Raw genomic sequence first — 18,694 nt, forward strand, 5'->3', positions numbered from 1 at the left:
GGCGCTACCGCACGCGTTACTGCGCGTCCGCCCCACCGCCCAGCACCTTGAACAGCGTCACCCGGTTACCCGCTTCCTGCTGCTGCAGGGCGATCAGGTCCTGCTGCGCAGCGTACAGGCTGCGCTGTGCATCCAGCGCCTGCAGGTAGCCGTCCAGCCCGGTGCGGTAACGCGCATCGGCCAGCGTATAGCTGCGCTGGCTGGCGGCGACCAGCGCACGCTGGGCCTCCATCTGCGCGATCAGGTGATCGCGCGTGGCCAGCGCATCGGCCACTTCACTGAAGGCCTGCTGGATTGCCTTCTCATACTGGGCGATGCCGATGTCCTTGCCGATCTTCGAGGCATCCAGCGAGGCCTTCAACGCGCCGGCGTGGAAAATCGGCGCGGTGATGCTGGGTGCGAACGACCAGCCGCGGGTGCCGGCCGAGAACAGCGTCGACAACGCGGTGGAGCTGTGGCCGTAGTTGGCGGTCAGCGTCAGCGTCGGGAAGAACGCGGCGCGCGCGGCACCGATATCGGCATTGGCTGCCTGCAGTGCGTGTTCGGCGGACAGCACGTCCGGGCGCTGCAGCAGCACGCTTGAGGGAAGGTTGGCCGACAACGGTGCCAGCGCCACGGTGCCATCCAGTGCCTGCGCGCCGGGCAGCAATGCCGCGTCCAGCGGCGCGCCCACCAGCAACTGCAGCGCATCGCGATCCTGCGCCTGCTGGGTCTGCAGCTTGGCCAGCGCAGCGCGCGCGGCTTCCACGCTGGTCTGCACCTGCGACAGGTCCAGGCCCGAGGCCAGGCCTTGTGCATGGCGGGCCTCGGTGCGCTGCAGGGTCTGCTGCTGGCTGTCCAGGGTCTGCCGGGTGAACGCCAGCGACTGCTCGTCCGCCGCCAGCGCCAGCCACGCCGTGGCCACTTCGGCCACCAGGCTGGTGCGCGCGGCGCGCTGGTTCTCGGCGCTGGCCAGCCAGTTCTGCAGGGCCTCGTTCTTCAGGCTGCGGATGCGCCCGAACAGGTCCAGCTCCCAGCTGCTGATACCCACCTGCACGGCATCGGATTCGGTGATCTGGGTGGCACCGGTCTCGCTGTTGGCATCACTCACCCGCGAACGGGTAACACTGCCGCTGGCATCCACCGACGGTAGCAGCGCCGCGCGCTGGATGCGGTACTGCGTACGCTCCTTCTGCACCTGCAGCACCGCCACGCGCAGGTCGCGGTTGTTCTGCAGCGCCAGCGCGATCACCTGCTGCAGGCGCGGTTCCAGGAACACCTCGCGCCACGCCGGCATCGTCAATACCGGCTCGGCCTCGCCCGTGGCGGCATTGCCGATCTGCGCCGGCACCGGCGCCTCGGGGCGCTGGTAGTGCGGGGCCATGCTCACGCAGCCGCCCAGCACCGTGGTCATCGTTGCGGCCGCCAGGGCGCGCAGCAGCATCGGCTTCATGGGTTTGCCTCCGCGGCAGTGGCATCGGCCGGCGCGCGGCCCGGGAACAGGCGGCGCACCAGCAGGTAGAACAGCGGCACGAAGAACATGCCCAGCACCATCGACGCGACCGTGCCGCCGGCCACGCCCGTACCCAGCGAACGGCGCGCGGCCGAACCGGCGCCGGTGGCGAACACCAGCGGCAGCACGCCCATCAGGAACGCCAGCGAGGTCATCACAATCGGCCGCAGCCGCAGGTACACCGCCTGCAGGATCGCCTCGCGCGTGCGCTTGCCCTGCTGCTCGAGGATGCGCGCGAACTCGACGATCAGGATGCCGTTCTTCGCCGCCAGACCAATCGTGGTCAGCAGCCCAACCTGGAAGTACACGTCGTTGTTGAGGCCACGCAGGTTCATCATCAGCACGGCGCCGAACACACCCACCGGCACCGCCAGCATCACCGCGAACGGCACCGCCCAGCTTTCATACAGCGCGGCCAGGCACAGGAACACGAACAGCAGCGAGATGGCATACAGCATCGGCGCCTGGTTGCCCGAGAGCTGCTCCTGGTAGGCCATGTCCGACCACGCGTGGCTGAAGCCTTCCGGCAGTGTGTCGGCCAGGCGCGCGATCTCAGCCATCGCCTCACCGGAACTGATGCCCGCTGCCGGCTGCCCGGTGATTTCCATCGCTGATACGCCGTTGTAGCGCTGCAATGCGGCCGGCGCATTGGTCCAATGCGTGCTGATCAGCGACGACAGCGGCACCATCTGCCCGGCCTGGTTGCGCACGCTCCAGCGCTCGATGTCCTGCGGCTGCATGCGTGCTTCGGCCGTGCCCTGGATGAACACCTTCTTGATGCGGCCCTTGTAGATGAAGTTGTTGACGAAGTCGCCGCCCAACGCCGCGTTCAAGGTGTCATTGATGTCCTGTGGATTCACGCCCATGGCCTGCGCCTTGGCGTCGTCCACCTTCACTGCGTACACCGGCGCGTCTTCCAGGCTGGCGTAGCGCACGTTGACCAGCTTCGGATCCTTGGCGGCCTCCTTCAGCAACGTGTTGCGCGCAGCCACGGCGGCGGCATGGCCGGCACCGCCTTCGTCCTGCAGTTCCAGGGTGAAACCGCCCGCGTCGCCCAGGCCGAGGATGGCCGGTGGCGAGGTGATGAATACCTGCGCATCGGGCACGCTGGCCATGGCCGCGGTCAAGCGCGCGGCGATGGTATCGGCATCGTCCTTGCGGTCATCCCAATCCTTGAGCCGGATGAAGGCCTGGCCGACGTTCTGGCCGCTGCCGGTGACACTGAAACCGGCGGTGGCCTGGATCGAGAGCACGCTGTCGTCCTTCACCGCGGCCGCACTGAGGCGATCCATCACTGCACGGGTCTGCTCCAGGGTGGAGCCGGCTGGCAGCTTCACCAGCGCGTTGAGCATGCCCTGGTCCTCATCGGGCAGGAATGCGCCGGGCAGGTGCCACAGCAGCAGGCCTGTGGCCACGCTCAGCACCAGGTAGAACAGCACACCCATCGTGCGCCGGCCGAGGAAACCATCGACGCGATGGCGCAGGCCATTGGAGGTGCGCTCGAAGCGGTGGTTGAACCAGATGAAGAACTCGCCCAGCAGGCTCGGCTCGCCGCCGTGATCGCCATGCGGATGGCCGCCCTTGGGAATCTGATGCAGGATGCTGCCGCACAGCGCCGGGGTGATGGTCATCGCCACCAGCACCGACAGGATCATCGCAGCGGCAATCGTCACCGAGAACTGGCGATAGATCACGCCGGTGACACCGCTGAAGAACGCCATCGGCAGGAACACCGCGGTCAGCACCAGCACGATGCCGACCAGCGCGCCGGTGATCTGGCCCATCGCCTTCAGCGTGGCCGGCTTCGGCGCCAGCCCCTCGAAGGTCATCACCCGCTCCACGTTCTCCACCACCACGATGGCATCGTCCACCAGCAGGCCGATGGCCAGCACCAGTGCGAACATGGTCAGCGTGTTGATCGAATACCCGAAGGCCGCCAGCACGCCGAACGTACCCAGCAACACCACCGGCACCGCGATGGTCGGGATCAACGTGGCCCGCCAGTTCTGCAGGAACAGGTACATCACCAGCACGACCAGCGCGATCGCCTCGATCAGGGTGATCACCACTTCCTTCAGCGAGATGGTCACGAACGGCGTGGTAGTGAATGCCACGTGGGCGGTGTAGCCGTGTGGCCAGTACTTCTGCAGCTGCTGCAGCCGTGCATCGATGGACTTGGAGACGGCGATCGCGTTCGCACCTGCATTGAGTTCAATGCCCAGCGAGGCCGACGGCTTGCCGTTGAACGTGCTGATGCTGTCGTAGCTTTCCGGGCCCAGGCCGATCGTCGCCACGTCGCCCAGGTGCACCACGCTGCCACCGGCGTCGGCCTTGAGCACCACCTGCGCGAACTGCTCGGAGGTGTGCAGTCGGCTGCGCGCGGTCACGGTCGCGTCCAGCTGCTGGCCCTTCAGCGCCGGCTGGCCACCGAGTTCACCGGCCGACACGTCGGTGTTCTGCGCCTGCAGCGCGGTCTCGATGTCCGACGGCATCAGCGCGTACTGGCGCATTTTTTCCGGGTCCAGCCAGATACGCATGGCGTATTCCTGGCCGATCGGCTGGATGTTGCCGACGCCGCTGACACGGCTGATCTGGTCGTCGATGCGCGCTTCCATGAAGTTGGCGACATCGAAGTTGTCCATGCTGCCGTCTTCGCTGGTGAACGACAGCACCTCGAAGATCGAACCGCTGGACTTGGTGATGGTCAGCCCATTCTGCTGCACCGCCTGCGGCAAGGTGGCCATGGCCGCCTGCAGCTGGTTCTGTACCTGTACCTGCGCGGTGTCCGGGTTGGTGCCGGTGGCAAACACCAGGTTGACCTGCGCCGAGCCATCGGAGGCGCTGGTGGAGGTCATGTACATCAGGTGGTCCAGGCTCTGCTGGGACTGCTCGATGACCTGGGTGACCGCGTTTTCCACGGTCTGCGACGAGGCACCGGTGTAGGTGGCGCGGATGGTGATGGTGGGCGGGGCGATCTGCGGGTAGCGGTCCACCGGCAGGATCAGGATTGCGAGCAGGCCGAGCAGGCTGACCGCGATGGCGATCACCCAGGCGAAGATCGGCCGGTCGATGAAGAAACGAACCATGCGCGGCAGGCCTCAGTGCGACGTTTCGTCGGTGTTGCCGTTCGGGTCGATCGCCGGCATGGCGGCCAGCTGCGCGGTGGTGGCCGCTATCGCCTTCACCTGCTGGCCGAGCGAAACCGCACTGCCGTTGCTGACGATCACCCGCTCACCGGCCTTCAAGCCCTGCGTGATCTGCCACTGGTTGCCCACCACCTGACCAATGCCGACCCGGCGTTCCACCACATGGTCCCTGGCGTCGAGCAGGCGCAGCAGCGGCTCGCCGCGTTCATTGCGCAGCACCGCCTTCTGCGGCACCAGCAGCGCGCGCGCATCGGTGGCCATCGGCAGCACCGCCTTCAGATACATCCCCGGCAACAGCAGGCCGTCCGGGTTCGGAATGACCGCACGCAGCACCACGTTGCCGGTGCCCGGATCGACCGCACTGCCGACGAACTCCAGGGTCCCTTCATGCGCGTACGTGCTGCCATCCTCCAGCAGCACCTTCACCTGTGCCTTGCCATCGATGGCCTTCACCAGGCCGGCATCGAGCTGCTTGCGCAGTGCCAGCATCTGCGTGCTGGACTGGGTCACATCCAGGTACACCGGATCCAACCGTTGAATGGTCGCCAGCGCCGCGTCCTGGCCGGCAGCGACCAGCGCGCCGGCAGTGACGCTGGAGGTGCCGATGCGGCCGTCGATCGGTGCGCTGATCCGGGTGTAGCCGAGGTTGATGCGGGCGGCCAGCAGCGCAGCGCGCGCGGCAATCACATTGGCCTGCGCCTGCTTCAGTGCCGAAGTGGCATCGTCGGCATCCTGCTTGCTGGCCGCATCCAGGCCCAGCAGCGTGCGCGTGCGCTCGGCCTTCGGCTGCGCCGACAGCACGGTGGCCTCGGCCTGCGCCAGCTGGCCACGAGCAGTATCGAAGGCGGCCTGGTACGGCGCCGGATCGACCTGGTACAGCAACTGCCCGGCCTTGACCTGCTGGCCTTCGGTGAACAACCGCTGGCGGATCAGCCCGCCGATCTGCGGCCGTACCTCGGACACCTCGAACGGCACCGCCCGACCAGGCAGGGTCTGCTGCAGCGCCAGCGGCTGCGCGCTGGCGGTAATGACGCCGACTTCAGGCGTGGCTGGCGTTTCGGACCTGCCCGCCGAGCAGGCCGCCAGGGACATCAGCAGGGGCAACAGCAGCGGATGGGGGGAGCGGGACAGCGGGCGCGGGAGTGACATGGGGGGCGTGGGGGCCTTGCGTTGACCCGTGCACGCTGCCGTGGAACTGTGCAGAGAATATGGAGAATGTGCGACCGGCTCAGCTGGCGCTTGCTTTCAGCGCCGCATGCGCCGCTAATGGCCTCCGCGATGGTGAAGATTCGACTCAAATTCGGCCTGACCGCGAAGACCTTCCTCGCGATCTTCACCGCCTGCCTGCTGGTGCTGGCAGTGAACGGCATTGCCAGTCGCGTTGCGTTCCAGACCGGCTTCCTGGACTACCTCAACGACCAGGGCGACCTGCGCATGCAGCGCCTGATGCCCCACCTGCAGCGCGAGTACAGCGCGCACGGCGGCTGGGAGCATCTGCGCGGTGACAGTGACCGCTGGGCGCGGCTGCTGCGTCCGGATCTGGCCCATGGACACGAGGGACCGGTGCCGCCGCTGTCCGACCAGACCGGCGTACCGTCGCGGCTGGGCCTGTTCGATGCGCGCCACCGGTTCGTGGCCGGCAACCCCGATGCCACCAGTGATGACGAGCCGCATCCGGTGCAGCTGGACGGGCACACCGTCGGCTGGCTGGGCATGGTGCCGTTCCAGACGGTCATCGCCACCAACGATCTGAACTTCTACAACACCCAGGTGCGCGCCTGGTGGGTGATCGGCGTCGCCCTGCTGCTGGTGACGGTGCTGCTGGCCTGGCTGGTGTCGCGTGCGCTGCGCCAGCGCCTGGCCAAGCTGGCCGCGGCCACGCACCGGCTCGCCGCCGGTGACTACGCCACACGCATCGAACGCACCAGCGACGACGAACTGGACGCGCTGGTCAACGACTTCAACCGGATGGCACAGGCGCTGGACGATACCGAGCGCAACCGCCGCGCGTTCATCGCCGACATCTCGCACGAGCTGCGCACGCCGCTGGCGGTGGTGCGCGCCGAGCTGGAAGCGATCGAGGACGGCATCCGTCCATTGGACCGCGCCAACCTCGGTGGCCTGCAAAGCGAGATCCGCCAGCTGGGCAAGCTGGTCGACGACCTGCACGATCTGTCGATGACCCAGTCCGGCGGCCTCGCCTACCGCTTCGCGCCGCTGGACCTGGTGGCGCTGCTGCGCAGCGAACTCAATGGCATGCGCGTGCGCTTCTCCGCGGCGGGGCTGGCCCTGGAAGAAGCGCTGCCCGCCACGCCACTGCAGGTATCCGGCGACGAACGGCGCCTGCAGCAGGTCCTGGCCAACCTGTTGGAAAATGCGCTGCGCTATACCCATACCGGCGGCCGCGTACGTGTGCAGGCAGCGCGCGTACCTGCCAGCGTGCAGCTGATCGTGGAAGACACCGCACCGGGCGTGCCGGCCGACAAGTGCGCGCTGCTGTTCGAGCGCTTCTACCGGGTGGAGAGTTCGCGCAACCGTGCCAGCGGCGGCAGCGGGTTGGGCCTGGCCATCAGCCACAACATCATCCTCGCCCACCACGGCCACATCCACGCCGAGCCCTCACCACTGGGCGGGCTGCGCGTGGTCATCACCCTGCCGGAGCCTGCATGAGCACGTCCCCCGCTGCGCCCGCGAAGATCCTGATCGTCGAGGATGAGCCACGCCTGGCCTCGGTCCTGCGTGACTACCTGGCGGCTGCCGGCATGACCAGCGAATGGGTGGACGATGGCGGCCTGGTGATCGACGCGTTCGCGCGCTACCAGCCTGACCTGGTGCTGCTGGACCTGATGCTGCCGCAGCGCGATGGCGTGGACCTGTGCCGCGAACTGCGCGCAGCCAGCGACGTACCGGTGATCATGGTCACCGCGCGGGTGGAAGAGATCGACCGCCTGCTGGGCCTGGAGATCGGTGCCGACGACTACATCTGCAAGCCGTTCAGCCCGCGCGAGGTGGTCGCGCGGGTGGTGGCGGTGCTGCGCCGCTATCGCCCGGACCCCGCTGCACGCGCCAACAGCGGCCTGCACATCGACGAACCGGCGGCACGCGCCACCTGGAACGGCAAGGGCCTGGACCTGACGCCGGTGGAGTACCGCCTGCTGCGCACCCTGCTGGCCACGCCCGGCCGGATCTGGGCACGCGATGAACTGCTCGACCGCCTCTATCTGGACCATCGCGTGGTGGTCGATCGCACCGTCGACAGCCATGTGCGCAACCTGCGCCGCAAGCTGGCCGATGCCGGCATGGAGGGCGAGCCGATCCGGTCGGTATACGGGATGGGTTACAGCTACGAACCGTAGCGGGTAGTGCCGGCCGCTGGCCGGCAACCGCGCGGCACGCCTGGATTTCCGTGGTTGCCGGCCAGCGGCCGGCACTACCCGTGCGCACCTGCGTTACACTCGAGCACGCTCGACATCAACGAATCACGACTGCATGGACGACATTCACCCGATCGCGCCGGACAAGCGCGCCGCCCTCCTTTCCACCCTCGCCGGGATCGAACAGCGCCACGATGTGCGTGTGCTGCTTGCCTGCGAATCGGGCAGCCGCGGCTGGGGCTTCTCCTCGCCGGACAGCGATTACGATGCACGCTTCATCTACGTGCATCGCCAGCCGTGGTACCTCAGCGTCAACGAATCCACCGGTCCCGGCGAAGCACAGCGCGATGTGATCGAGCTGCCGATCGACGAGGAGCTCGATGTCAGCGGCTGGGACCTGCGCAAGGCACTGCGGCTGGTCTCCAAGTCCAATCCAACGCTGATCGAGTGGCTGCGTTCGCCGATCGTGTATCGGCAGGAGGACGCTGCGGTGGCGCAACTGTGGGAGGCGGCGAAGGAGTTCTATTCGCCGCTGGGCAGCTGGTGGCACTACATGAGCATGGCGAAGACCACGTACAACCGCCATCTGGGCGAGCCCACCATCAGTACCAAGAAGTACCTGTACGTGCTGCGTGCCCTGCTTGCCTGCCAGTGGATCGAAAGCGAATCCACGCCGCCGCCCATGGCCTTCGAGGACCTGCTGGACCGGCTGCTGCCGGACGGTCCCGTGCGCGACGCCATCGATGCCCTGCTGGTGGTGAAGCGAGCCAGCGCCGAAGTCACGGCCCGTCCGCGCGTCGTCATCATCAGCGACTACATCGACCACGCAATGGCCGTGCGCGCCGCGCAGGCCCCGACGCTGCCGGCTGGACAGGGCGACAGCGCGTGGCTGGACGTGCTGTTCCGGAAGATGCTGGCCGAACACGCGCCTGCATAGGCGACCGCGCCTGCTTCTGGTAGTGCCGGCCGCTGGCCGGCAACCTCATGGCGCGCCTGGATTGCCGTAGTTGCCGGCCAGCGGCCGGCACTACCCCGTGGTCCGCACGCGGCGTGCGGACCACGCGGGTATCATCGTCGTGAACGCCCTGATTTCCGGAGACACGATGAACCCGCTGCGCCCCTTCCGCGACAAGATGCCCGTCCTCGGCGAGCGCGTGTACATCGATCCGGCCTGCACCCTCATCGGTGACGTGGAACTGGCCGATGACGTGTCGGTGTGGCCGGGTACGGTCATCCGAGGCGACGTCAACCATGTGCGTATCGGTGCACGCACCAACGTGCAGGACGGCACCATCATCCACGTCAGCCACCACAGCCCGTACAACAAGGCCGGCTACCCGACCCTGATCGGCGAAGGCGTGACCGTCGGCCACGGCTGCATCATCCATGCCTGCACGATCGGCGATTACAGCCTGATCGGCATGGGTGCCTGCATCCTCGATGGCGCCCGCGTGGAGCGCCATGGCTTCGTCGGTGCCGGTGCGGTGGTCGGCCCCGGCAAGGTGGTGGGTGAAGGTGAGCTGTGGGTGGGCAACCCGGCCCGGCCGGCACGCACGCTGAGCGACAAGGAGATCGAGGCGCTGCATTACTCGGCCGACCACTACGTGCGGCTGAAGGATGAATACCTGGGCTGAGCGGCCAACGCCGCCATGCGGCTCTGCTAAAGTCTTGGCCCGACCAGGACCTGTCGAGACCCCCATGCCTGTGGCTGCCTGCCGGAGAGGACTCCGGCGCCCACAACGAAGGCCATCGCGCTGATGGCCGCACCGATGCTCGATACCTACCGCGAGGTGGTGACGCCGGAGGGTGTGCCGCTGCAGTTGCCGGCGGCCGGTCCGGTGCCGCGGGCGATGGCCTGGCTGGTCGATCTTGGCGTGCGCATCGCGGTGCTGGTGCTGATGTCATTCCCGCTGGCGCTGCTGGACAAGTTCGGCACCGGGCTCTACCTGGCGCTGATGTTCCTGGTCTACTGGGCCTACCCGATCATCTGCGAAGCGCTGTGGGGCCGCACCCTGGGCAAGCGTGCGCTGGGCCTGCGCGTGCTCGCCCGCGATGGCGCGCCAGTGGGCTGGATGGCCGCGGTCACCCGCAACCTGCTGCGCACCGTGGACATGCTGCCGTTCGGCTATGCACTGGGCCTGATCAGCAGCCTGTTTGATCCGCATGGCCGCCGCCTCGGTGACCTGGTAGCAGGCACCGTGGTGGTGCACGCACCGGCGCTGTACCTGCCGCCGCCGCCGACCATCGACAGCGTACTGGCTCCGCCACAACCGTTGCGGCCGGAAGAGCAGGCCGCGCTGATGGCCTTCGCCGAACGCGCACCTCGGCTGTCACCGGCGCGCCAGCAGGAGCTGGCCGGCATCGCCGAACCGCTGACCGGTACCCACGGCCAGATCGGTGTGCTGCGCCTGTACGCGATGGCCAACTGGCTGCTGGGACGGCGATGAAGCAGGAACAGTTCGTCGCCCGCTACCAGCAGGAATGGCAGGACCTGGAGCAGTGGCTGCTGCTGCGTGCTGGCGTGTCGCGCCGCACGCGCCGGAAGGCCAGTGGTCTCTCGCTGCACGACACCGCCTTCCCGCAGCGCTACCGGCGCCTGTGCCAGCAGCTGGCGCTGGCCCGTGAGCGCGGCTACAGCCCACAGCTGGTGCAGCGCCTGCAGCAGTTGATGCAGCAGGGCCACAGCGTGCTGTACCGCACACCGCCGACGCGCTGGCGCGCGGCACTGGAATTCCTGGTGGCCGACTTCCCGCTGCTGGTGCGCAGCCAGGCACGCAGCATGTGGACGGCGCTGGCGATGTTCGCGCTGCCAGCGCTGGCCTGCTTCGTGCTGGTGCAGGTCTATCCGGACCTGATCCACATGCTGATGGACAACCGCCAGATCGCCGAGATGGAGCGCATGTACGATCCCGCCGCCGAGCGCCTTGGCCGTGACAGCGGCACCGACTGGATGATGTTCGGCCACTACATCATGAACAACATCAGCATCGCCCTGCGTACCTTCGCCAGCGGCCTGCTGGCCGGGCTGGGCACGCTGCTGGTGCTGCTGTTCAACGGCGTGATCATCGGTTCGGTGGCCGGTCACCTGCAGCACATCGGCCACGGCGACCCGTTCTGGCGCTTCGTGGTCGGCCACGGTGCCTTCGAGCTGACCGCGATCGTGATTGCCGGCGGCGCCGGCCTGCAGCTGGGCATGAAGCTGCTGGCACCGGGCCGGCGCAGCCGCCTGGATGCACTGGTCGACGGCGGCCGCATCGGCGCCCGGCTGTGCCTCGGCGTCGCCTTCATGCTGCTGGTCGCGGCCTTCATTGAAGCGTTCTGGTCATCGATCGCCGAAGTACCGGCGTGGGGCAAGTTCAGCGTGGCCGGCGTGCTGTGGGCCGGCGTGCTGCTGTGGCTGTGGCGCGGCGGACGCGGAGGCAGCGATGCGCATTGACCACCTGGACGTGGTGTTGCGGGCGCGCAGCGGCTGGGAAGCCATGGAGCTGGGCAATGCCCTCGCCCGCCGCCACGCGCGTGCGGTGTGGGGCAGCTGGTTGCTGGCCAGCGCACCGCTGTTCGTGATCTTCAACGCGCTGGGCTGGTGGCTGGATGCGTTCGGCTGGGCCTGGCTGGCGATGTGGTGGTGCAAGCCGCTGTTCGAACGCGCACCGCTGTACGTGCTGTCACGCGGCATCTTCGGCGAGCCGGTCGGTACGCTGGCGGCGCTGCGCGTCCAGCGTCACTGGGGCAACAGCGGTTTCTGGGGCTACCTGGGATGGCGCCGCTTCAGCGTGCTGCGCAGCCTGTGCCTGCCGGTGAACCTGCTGGAGGGCAACGCCCCCGCCCAGCGTGGTCCACGTCGGCGCGCGGTGGCGGCCGGTGCCGCTGGCGCCGCACTGGTGCTGACCATGGCCTGCATGGCCTTCGAAGCGGCGCTGGTTTCGGGTGCGATCGGCGCGGTGTTCATGTTCATGCCGCTGGAGCTGATGTCCGAATCCTGGCGCGCAGCGTGGGACATGATCGGCCGGGATACACCGGCGTGGGCGCGGCTGGGTTTCAACCTGGCGTGCTGGCTGGCCTCGGTGATGATCGGCCCGTTCTTCGTCGGTGGCGGCTTCGGCCTGTATCTGAACCGGCGCACGCAGATGGAAGCCTGGGACGTGGAAATCGCCCTGCGCCGCCTGCGCGATCGCCTGCTGCCGGCCGCATCGACGCTGGCCCTGCTGCTGTGCCTGGCGCTGCCACTGGTCTCCGCACCGGTGCATGCGCAGAACGCAGATGCCGGGCCGGAGCGTGTGCTGGGCAAACCCAGCGACGTCGGCGCCGATGCGGGAGACGACGAAGCCACGATCGACCCGGCCAACACCCCGGCAACGATCTTCGGCACATCGCCGGTGGACACCGCCGGTTTCCGCCAGGCGGTGAATCGTGCCTATGAGGATCCGCTGCAGCGCCCGACCCGTCAGATCACGCACTGGAAGCCGATCGAAAAGGCCGAGGAAAAGAAGAAGGAAGACAAGTCGCTGCAGAGCGACAGCAGCAACAAGGGTGAGCGCAAGCCGCGCAAGGACGGCATCGCCTGGCTGGCACGGTTGGCCGAGTGGGGCCTGTGGGGCCTGCTCGGCGTCCTGCTGCTGGTGCTGCTGCTGACCGCACGGCTGTGGCTGCCGTGGCTGCGCGGCAGCGGGCGGCGCAAGGCCGAGGCGGCACCGCAGGTGGTGGAGGAACAGGTGACGTTGCCGGTGGTGCTGCCGCCGGACGTCGCCACCCAGGCTGGCCTGTTGTGGGACCAGGGCCGACCACGCCAGGCACTGGCGCTGCTGTACCGTGCCAGCGTGCGTACCGTCGGCGAGCGCAGCGGCATCGCCTTGCCACCCGGCGCTACCGAAGCACAATGCCTGCGCGCCTCGCGGCGCATGCCCGAAGCGGCCGACCGTGATCTTTTCGCGCGCATCGTGCGCATGTGGCAGTACGCCGCCTACGGTGGCCGCCTGCCCAGCCGCAGTGATTTCGACACGCTGGCCGAGACCCTGCGCCAGCAGTACCGGTGGCAGGCATGAGCCCGCGCCTGTTCTGGTCGTTGCTGCTGGGCGTGCTGGTGCTGTTCGGCGTGCCGCTGACCATCCTCTACCTGCGCACGCACGAGCGGGTCACCGAAACGCTTCCGCTGCCGCCGCAGGGCGAGGCCGCCTACAACCCGCTGTACGTGCTGGGCCAGGCGCTGCGCGCCGACGGCATCGACGTGCACGCGCGGCCGCGGCTTGAGCTGCAGCAGATGGCGCTGGCGCCGCACGACACCGTGGTGCTGTTGCAGGACAGCAGCGAGCTGCCGGCACCCACCGTGAAACAGCTGCTGGACTGGGTCGACCGTGGCGGCCATCTGCTGGTGCGCACGCCGCCGCCGGCCGAAGACGATGCCAGCAGCACGCAGGGGCCGCTGCTGGACCAGCTGGGCGTGGACAGCCTGTTCCAGCGCAGCGACTGCCAGCCGTTCCACATCGACGACGACACCGGTCACAGCGAATTCTGCGGTGGCCGCCGCTTCACGCTTGGCTTTGCCGCCAAAGCGCAGGCCGAGCGACGCTGGGGCGGTGATCGCGATCTGGTGTTCGCGCGCCTGCGCCACGGACAGGGCAGGGTCAGCGTACTGGCCGACATGGAGTTCATGCGCGGCGATGTCGACTCGCCTGCAGCGCGGCTGGCGGCTGCCGCCGGCAAGGCCAGCGACGGCCTGCATGATCCCGCCCACCGCGACCTGACCCGCTACCTGCTCGATCCGAACTACGGCAAGGGGGCGGTCTGGCTGGTCTATGCCAGTCAACCGCCATCGCTGTGGGCGCGCTTGTTCTACCAAGGCTGGCCGTTATGGGTGCCTCTGCTGCTCGCTTTGCTGGGCTGGTTGTGGGGCCGCTCGCAGCGCTTCGGCAGCCTGCTGCCGTCGCCGGTGCTGGAACGCCGCTCGCTGCTGGAGCACGTACGTGCCAGTGGCGAACTGCTGCTGCGCTTCGGTCACGGCACGCGCCTGTACGAAGCCGTGCTCGCGCTGTTCCTGCACCGCCTGCGCCTGCGCGCGCCGGTTGCCGCCGCACTCGATGGCGCGCCGCGTGACCAGGCCATCGCCGAGCTGCTGAAGTGGCCGCAAAGCCGCGTCGCCAGCGCGCTCTCACCCCCTCCGCCGCACGATTCCTCCGCCCTGCGCGAGCGCATCCGCTTGCTGCTCCAGATGAGATCCCTGCTATGACCGAAGTCCCCGAGCTGCCGGCGGCCGCCAACGCCCGCCTGATCGAACGCGTCGATGCCATCCGCGACGCCATCGGCCACGCTTTCATCGGCCAGGCCGAGGTGCTGGACCAGATCCTGGTGGCCCTGCTCGCCGGCGGCCACGTGCTGATCGAGGGCGTCCCCGGACTGGGCAAGACCCTGCTGGTGCGCGCACTGGCACAGGCCCTGGAACTGGACTACGGCCGCGTGCAGTTCACCCCCGACCTGATGCCCAGCGACGTCAGCGGCCACGCGGTGTACGACCCGAAGAGCGAGAGCTTCAAGATCCGTCGCGGTCCGGTGTTCACCAACCTGCTGCTGGCCGACGAGATCAACCGTGCACCGGCCAAGACCCAGTCGGCGCTGCTGGAAGTGATGCAGGAAGGCCAGGTGACCATCGAAGGCAAGGCCTTCACCCTGGCGCCGCCGTTCATGGCGCTGGCCACGCAGAACCCCCTGGAACAGGAAGGCACCTACCCGTTGCCGGAAGCACAGCTGGACCGTTTCCTGCTGAAGGTGCTGATCGACTACCCGCAGCTGGAGGACGAGAAGCGCATGGTGACCGCGATCACCAGCGGCCGCGCCGCCAGCGATTTCGACCTGAGCCAGGTGCCGCGCGTGCTCGGTGCTGGTGAGCTGCTGGAACTGCAGCGTGCCACCGCCGCGATCACGGTTGACGACGAAGTGATCGACTACGCGGTACGAATCGTTGCCGCCACTCGGCAGTGGCCGGGTATCGCGGTCGGCGCCGGCCCGCGTGGCAGCATCGCGCTGGTGCGTGCCTCGCGTGCACAGGCGGTGCTGGCCGGTCGTGATTTCGTCACTCCGGATGATGTGCGCGACATCGCGCGCCCTGCACTGCGCCATCGCATCGCGCTGGCACCGGAACTGCAGATCGAAGGCCAGGACGCCGACGACGTGCTGGGCGCACTGCTGGCCAAGGTGGAAGCGCCGCGCCGATGAGACCGGCACCGCTGCTGCTGTCGCTGCTGCTGGCCTGGGCCGCGCTGGGTGGCCTGGTGCTGGGCGGCGTGCTGCCGCGCTGGAGCTGGGCGCTGGCGGCGCTGGCGATTGCCGTGCCGGCGTTGATGGATCTGTGGCGGCAGTCGCGGCGTCCGTCGCCGCAGGTGCAACGCGAGCTGCCCGAGGCGCTGGCACTGGGCGTGCGTCGCGAAGCCGCGCTGCGCCTGCAGGCCGAACAATCGATGACGGTGCAGGTGTTCGACCTGGTGCCCGGTGGCTGGCCGCTGGAATCACTGCCGCAGCGCGTGCGCCTGCAGGGCGGCAGTGCCTCCACCCTGCACTACCACCTTCAGCCGCTGCAGCGGGGGCACTTCCGCTTCGAAGGCGTGCACCTGCGCATGCGCTCGCCGTGGCGCCTGTGGTGGCAGCAACGCACCCTGCCGCCATCGCTGGACGTGCGGGTCTATCCGAACTTCGTGCCGCTCACCCGCTTCGCCCTGTTCAGTGCCGACCAGGCCTCGCGACTGGTCGGTGCGCACGTGAAGCGCCGCCGCGGTGAAGGCACCGACTTCCACCAGATGCGCGAATACCGCGTGGGTGACAGCCTGCGCCAGCTCGACTGGAAGGCCACCGCACGTGCGCGCAAGCTGATCTCGCGCGAGTACCAGGACGAGAAGAACCAGCAGTTGCTGCTGATGCTCGACAGTGGCCGGCGCATGCTGGCCAGCGAAGGCGGGCTCTCGCACTTCGACCATGCCTTGAACGCCTCGCTGGTGGTGGCCTACCTGGCGCTGCGCCAGGGCGATGCCGCCGGCCTGTTCGCTGCCGGTGGCGAACGCCGCTGGGTGGCGCCGCAGCGTGGCATGGGCACGGTCGAGCACTTGCTGCGCGCCAGCTACGACCTGCAGCCGCGCGCGGTGGCCACCGACTATCTGGCGGCCGCCACCGAAGTATCACTGCGCCAGCGTCGGCGGGCGCTGGTGATGCTGGTCAGCAACGTGCGTGACGAGGATATCGAGGACCTGCTGGCAGCGGTGCGCCTGCTGCAGCGCCGCCACCTGGTGTGCGTGGCCAGCCTGCGCGAACGCGAACTGGACGCTGCGCTGGAGGGTGACGTGCAGACCCTGGAAGACGCCACCCAGGCCGGTGCCGCTGCGCTGTACCTGCAGCAGCGCGCGAAGGCGCATGAAGCGCTGCGCAGCGAGAAGGTGATGGTGCTGGACGTGACCGCCGATGCCCTGCCTGGTGCGCTGGTGGAACGCTATCTGGCGGTGAAGCGCGAAGGGCTGCTCTGATACCAGCGATCGCTTTGGTGGGTGCCAACCTTGGTTGGCACAAAACCCAAACCGCCGACCAAGGTCGGCCGCTACCCATTGCGGTTGCCGGCCAGCGGCCGCCACTACCCGTGTTGTCCTGCGACCGGCGTCGGTCGCCCGCGCCGGCCCTGGGGACGCTACACCGTCATCAGACGTAGATCCGCGTCGGCGCCTCGTCCACGATCGCATGCGGCACGAAACGCGCACTGTCGCGGGTGATCGCGCTGTCATCCTCGCGGATGCCGATGCCACAGGCGTGGTCACCGATCACCCAGCTGCCGATCAGCGGATAACCGCCCTCGAAGCGGGTAAGCGGGTGCGCACGCTGGATGATCGCCGGGCCCTCGTACGGCCCGTCACTGCGCTGGGTGCTGCCATCGGCCAGGTGCATCTCGATGTTGGCGCCTTCGCGCGAGAACAGCGGCTTACGCACCCAGCCCGACGCCAGCGTGCTGCCGTCATCGAAATGCGCTTCCAGCAGGTTCGGATGGCCCACGTTGCGCTGCCACAGCAGCGGCAGGATGCCCTTGTTGCTCAGCACCGCCTTCCACGCCGGCTCCAGCAGCTGCACGCCCGAGCGGGGCAGCGCGCGGCCGAATTCCTCGGCCATCAGGTCTTCCAGCGGGTACAGCTTGAACAGCGTGCCGATCACCGCATCGTCCAGCGCGGTGAAGCGACCGTCCTCGGACAGGCCGATATCCTCGATGGCGATAGCCTGGCCATGCAGGCCGGCCTGCGACGCACAGTCGCGCAGGTAGTCGACGGTGCCACGGTCCTCCTCGGAACTGCCCACCGCGCTGAAATACAGCGGCGGCGGCAACTGCGTGGCCAGTTCGCCGAAGCGTTCGACCAGCGCTTCGTGGATCGCGTTGAACTGGTCGGCATGCTGCGGCAGGCGACCGGCATTGCGCTGGTCTTCCAGCCACTGCCACTGGAAGAAGCTGGCCTCGAACAGCGAGGTCGGCGTGTCGTAGTTCAACTCGTACAGTTTGGCCGGGCCGGTACCGTCGTAGGCCAGGTCCAGGCGACCGTACAGATGCGGCTGGTGCTGGCGCCAGCTGTCGGCGATCCAGTCGCGGTAATGCGACGGAATCGCCAGCTGGTCCATCAGGCGTTCGCTGCCGATGACATCGCCGACCAGGTCCAGCGCCATCTGGTGCAGCTCGGCGCTGGGGTCTTCGATGTCCTGCTCGATCTGGCGCAGGGTGAAGGCGTAGTACGCGCTCTCATCCCAATACGGCTGGCCATCGATGGTGTGGAAGCGGAAACCCGCCTCTTCCGCGCGTGCCCGCCACTGGGCACGCTCGGCAATCCGGATACGCTGCATGGGTCGATCAGCCGCCGTAGCTGCCGCTGGTGCTGCGGCGTGCGCTGGTGTTGCCGAAGCCACCACGGCTGGCGGTGACCGCACGGTTCGGCTCGCTGGTGACCGGGGCCAGGCCAGCCTTGCCCGCGCCGATGCCGCTGGCGGTGTTCAGGCCACCGCTGCCGCCCGGGGCCGGACGCGCCCAACCGGCGCTCTTGTCCTGGTAGGCCGGCGCCGACGCCGGCGCCTGCGGAGCCAGGCCGCCGCGGTTGCTCAGCATCTGCGACATGAAGAAGCCCATCATCATCGGGCCGATGAACGAGGTACCGGCCGAGGTGTGCTGCTGCACGCACTGCTCCGGCTTGTAGTCCTTCTCGCAGGCTTCCTTGCTGGCGTACTTCGGCGCCGCATCGGCGGCCTGCTTCTGCGCTTCGGCGAAGGCATTGCGGCACGACGACGGATCGCCGGTGGCCTCGGTGCAGGCCTGGACCGAGGTGTACAGGCCTTCCTGCACCTTCACCTCCGGCTCCTTCTGGCAGGCGGTGAACAGCAGCGGTGCGGCGCTCATCAGCAGCAGCGCGGTGGTGCGGGAACGTTTCATGGCCTCATGCCCTGTCGACGGATCAATGCCCCAATGATGCCAAATCCGGACCAGCAACCGGAATCGGCAAAGTCCGAAAGATGAACGGACTTTCATTTTCGTCGGGCATTGGGGTCAGAGCCCATCGCGCCGCGATGGGATCCGACCCCGGGCGGCGCACCGCTCTGGCAGGTGCCAACCTTGGTTGGCACACACCCCGCGATCCCACGGATAGCCCAGCTGTTGCTGTTGAGGTTGCCGGCCAGCGGCCGGC

Annotated in this window: 15 protein-coding genes; 10 read left to right on the forward strand and 5 right to left on the reverse strand. The window is 68.2% G+C overall.

All coding sequences use genetic code 11. The features are described from left to right. Positions 1-16: 16 nt before the first annotated feature. Genes smeC through smeA form a run of 3 tightly spaced genes read right to left on the reverse strand, consistent with a single transcriptional unit; the run spans position 17 to position 5,787 of the window. On the reverse strand, positions 17-1,432 hold the full coding sequence (smeC, locus tag AC0Z6F_RS18955; RefSeq protein WP_485617405.1) for a multidrug efflux transporter outer membrane subunit SmeC: 1,416 nt from the start codon (positions 1,430-1,432) through the stop codon (positions 17-19). Further along, complete coding sequence (smeB, locus tag AC0Z6F_RS18960; RefSeq protein WP_485617403.1) at positions 1,429-4,578, reverse strand: multidrug efflux RND transporter permease subunit SmeB; 3,150 nt, start codon at positions 4,576-4,578, stop codon at positions 1,429-1,431. The genes smeC and smeB overlap by 4 nt, the downstream gene beginning before the upstream one ends. A 12-nt stretch (positions 4,579-4,590) precedes the next feature. After that, positions 4,591-5,787 (reverse strand): multidrug efflux RND transporter periplasmic adaptor subunit SmeA, encoded by a 1,197-nt coding sequence (gene smeA / locus AC0Z6F_RS18965; protein ID WP_006400304.1) that lies wholly within the window; start codon positions 5,785-5,787, stop codon positions 4,591-4,593. Between the two features lie 117 nt (positions 5,788-5,904). Here smeA and baeS point away from each other — a divergent pair, with 117 nt between their 5' ends. The 10 genes from baeS (at position 5,905) to AC0Z6F_RS19015 (ending at position 16,513) form a co-directional block, all read left to right on the forward strand. Beyond that, positions 5,905-7,308 (forward strand): sensor histidine kinase efflux regulator BaeS, encoded by a 1,404-nt coding sequence (baeS, locus tag AC0Z6F_RS18970; protein ID WP_485617402.1) that lies wholly within the window; start codon positions 5,905-5,907, stop codon positions 7,306-7,308. After that, positions 7,305-7,994: a response regulator gene (locus tag AC0Z6F_RS18975; protein WP_485617400.1), complete on the forward strand. Its 690-nt coding sequence runs from the start codon at positions 7,305-7,307 to the stop codon at positions 7,992-7,994. The genes baeS and AC0Z6F_RS18975 overlap by 4 nt, the downstream gene beginning before the upstream one ends. A 133-nt stretch (positions 7,995-8,127) precedes the next feature. Next, positions 8,128-8,949: a nucleotidyltransferase domain-containing protein gene (locus tag AC0Z6F_RS18980; RefSeq protein ID WP_006400370.1), complete on the forward strand. Its 822-nt coding sequence runs from the start codon at positions 8,128-8,130 to the stop codon at positions 8,947-8,949. A gap of 166 nt (positions 8,950-9,115) precedes the next feature. Further along, entirely contained in the window at positions 9,116-9,646 is a 531-nt protein-coding gene (locus AC0Z6F_RS18985; protein ID WP_006400490.1) for a gamma carbonic anhydrase family protein, read from the forward strand. Between the two features lie 123 nt (positions 9,647-9,769). After that, on the forward strand, positions 9,770-10,459 hold the full coding sequence (locus tag AC0Z6F_RS18990; protein WP_006400492.1) for an RDD family protein: 690 nt from the start codon (positions 9,770-9,772) through the stop codon (positions 10,457-10,459). Next, positions 10,456-11,448 (forward strand): stage II sporulation protein M, encoded by a 993-nt coding sequence (locus AC0Z6F_RS18995; protein WP_485617397.1) that lies wholly within the window; start codon positions 10,456-10,458, stop codon positions 11,446-11,448. The genes AC0Z6F_RS18990 and AC0Z6F_RS18995 overlap by 4 nt, the downstream gene beginning before the upstream one ends. Next, positions 11,438-13,054, forward strand: coding sequence for a DUF4129 domain-containing protein (locus AC0Z6F_RS19000; protein ID WP_485617395.1), 1,617 nt, complete (start codon positions 11,438-11,440; stop codon positions 13,052-13,054). The genes AC0Z6F_RS18995 and AC0Z6F_RS19000 overlap by 11 nt, the downstream gene beginning before the upstream one ends. Further along, positions 13,051-14,235 (forward strand): DUF4350 domain-containing protein, encoded by a 1,185-nt coding sequence (locus AC0Z6F_RS19005; protein WP_012512414.1) that lies wholly within the window; start codon positions 13,051-13,053, stop codon positions 14,233-14,235. The genes AC0Z6F_RS19000 and AC0Z6F_RS19005 overlap by 4 nt, the downstream gene beginning before the upstream one ends. Then, positions 14,232-15,218 carry an AAA family ATPase gene (locus AC0Z6F_RS19010; protein WP_012512415.1) on the forward strand — a complete coding sequence of 329 codons (987 nt, stop codon included), beginning with the start codon at positions 14,232-14,234 and terminating at the stop codon, positions 15,216-15,218. The genes AC0Z6F_RS19005 and AC0Z6F_RS19010 overlap by 4 nt, the downstream gene beginning before the upstream one ends. Beyond that, entirely contained in the window at positions 15,215-16,513 is a 1,299-nt protein-coding gene (locus AC0Z6F_RS19015) for a DUF58 domain-containing protein (RefSeq protein WP_006400502.1), read from the forward strand. The genes AC0Z6F_RS19010 and AC0Z6F_RS19015 overlap by 4 nt, the downstream gene beginning before the upstream one ends. A 169-nt stretch (positions 16,514-16,682) precedes the next feature. On the opposite strand, the gene AC0Z6F_RS19020 is transcribed toward AC0Z6F_RS19015, so the two are convergent. Together AC0Z6F_RS19020 and AC0Z6F_RS19025 are read right to left on the reverse strand one after the other, a co-directional pair. Further along, the gene (locus tag AC0Z6F_RS19020; protein WP_485617393.1) at positions 16,683-17,861 is read right to left on the reverse strand and encodes a glutathionylspermidine synthase family protein; all 1,179 of its coding nucleotides are present in this window, start codon (positions 17,859-17,861) and stop codon (positions 16,683-16,685) included. A 7-nt stretch (positions 17,862-17,868) separates the two neighbouring features. Then, positions 17,869-18,441 carry a DUF1190 domain-containing protein gene (locus AC0Z6F_RS19025; RefSeq protein WP_012512418.1) on the reverse strand — a complete coding sequence of 191 codons (573 nt, stop codon included), beginning with the start codon at positions 18,439-18,441 and terminating at the stop codon, positions 17,869-17,871. Positions 18,442-18,694: the final 253 nt, after the last annotated feature.

It is taken from the genome of Stenotrophomonas sp. 1L-E-5-B-C3 (genome assembly GCF_057292075.1).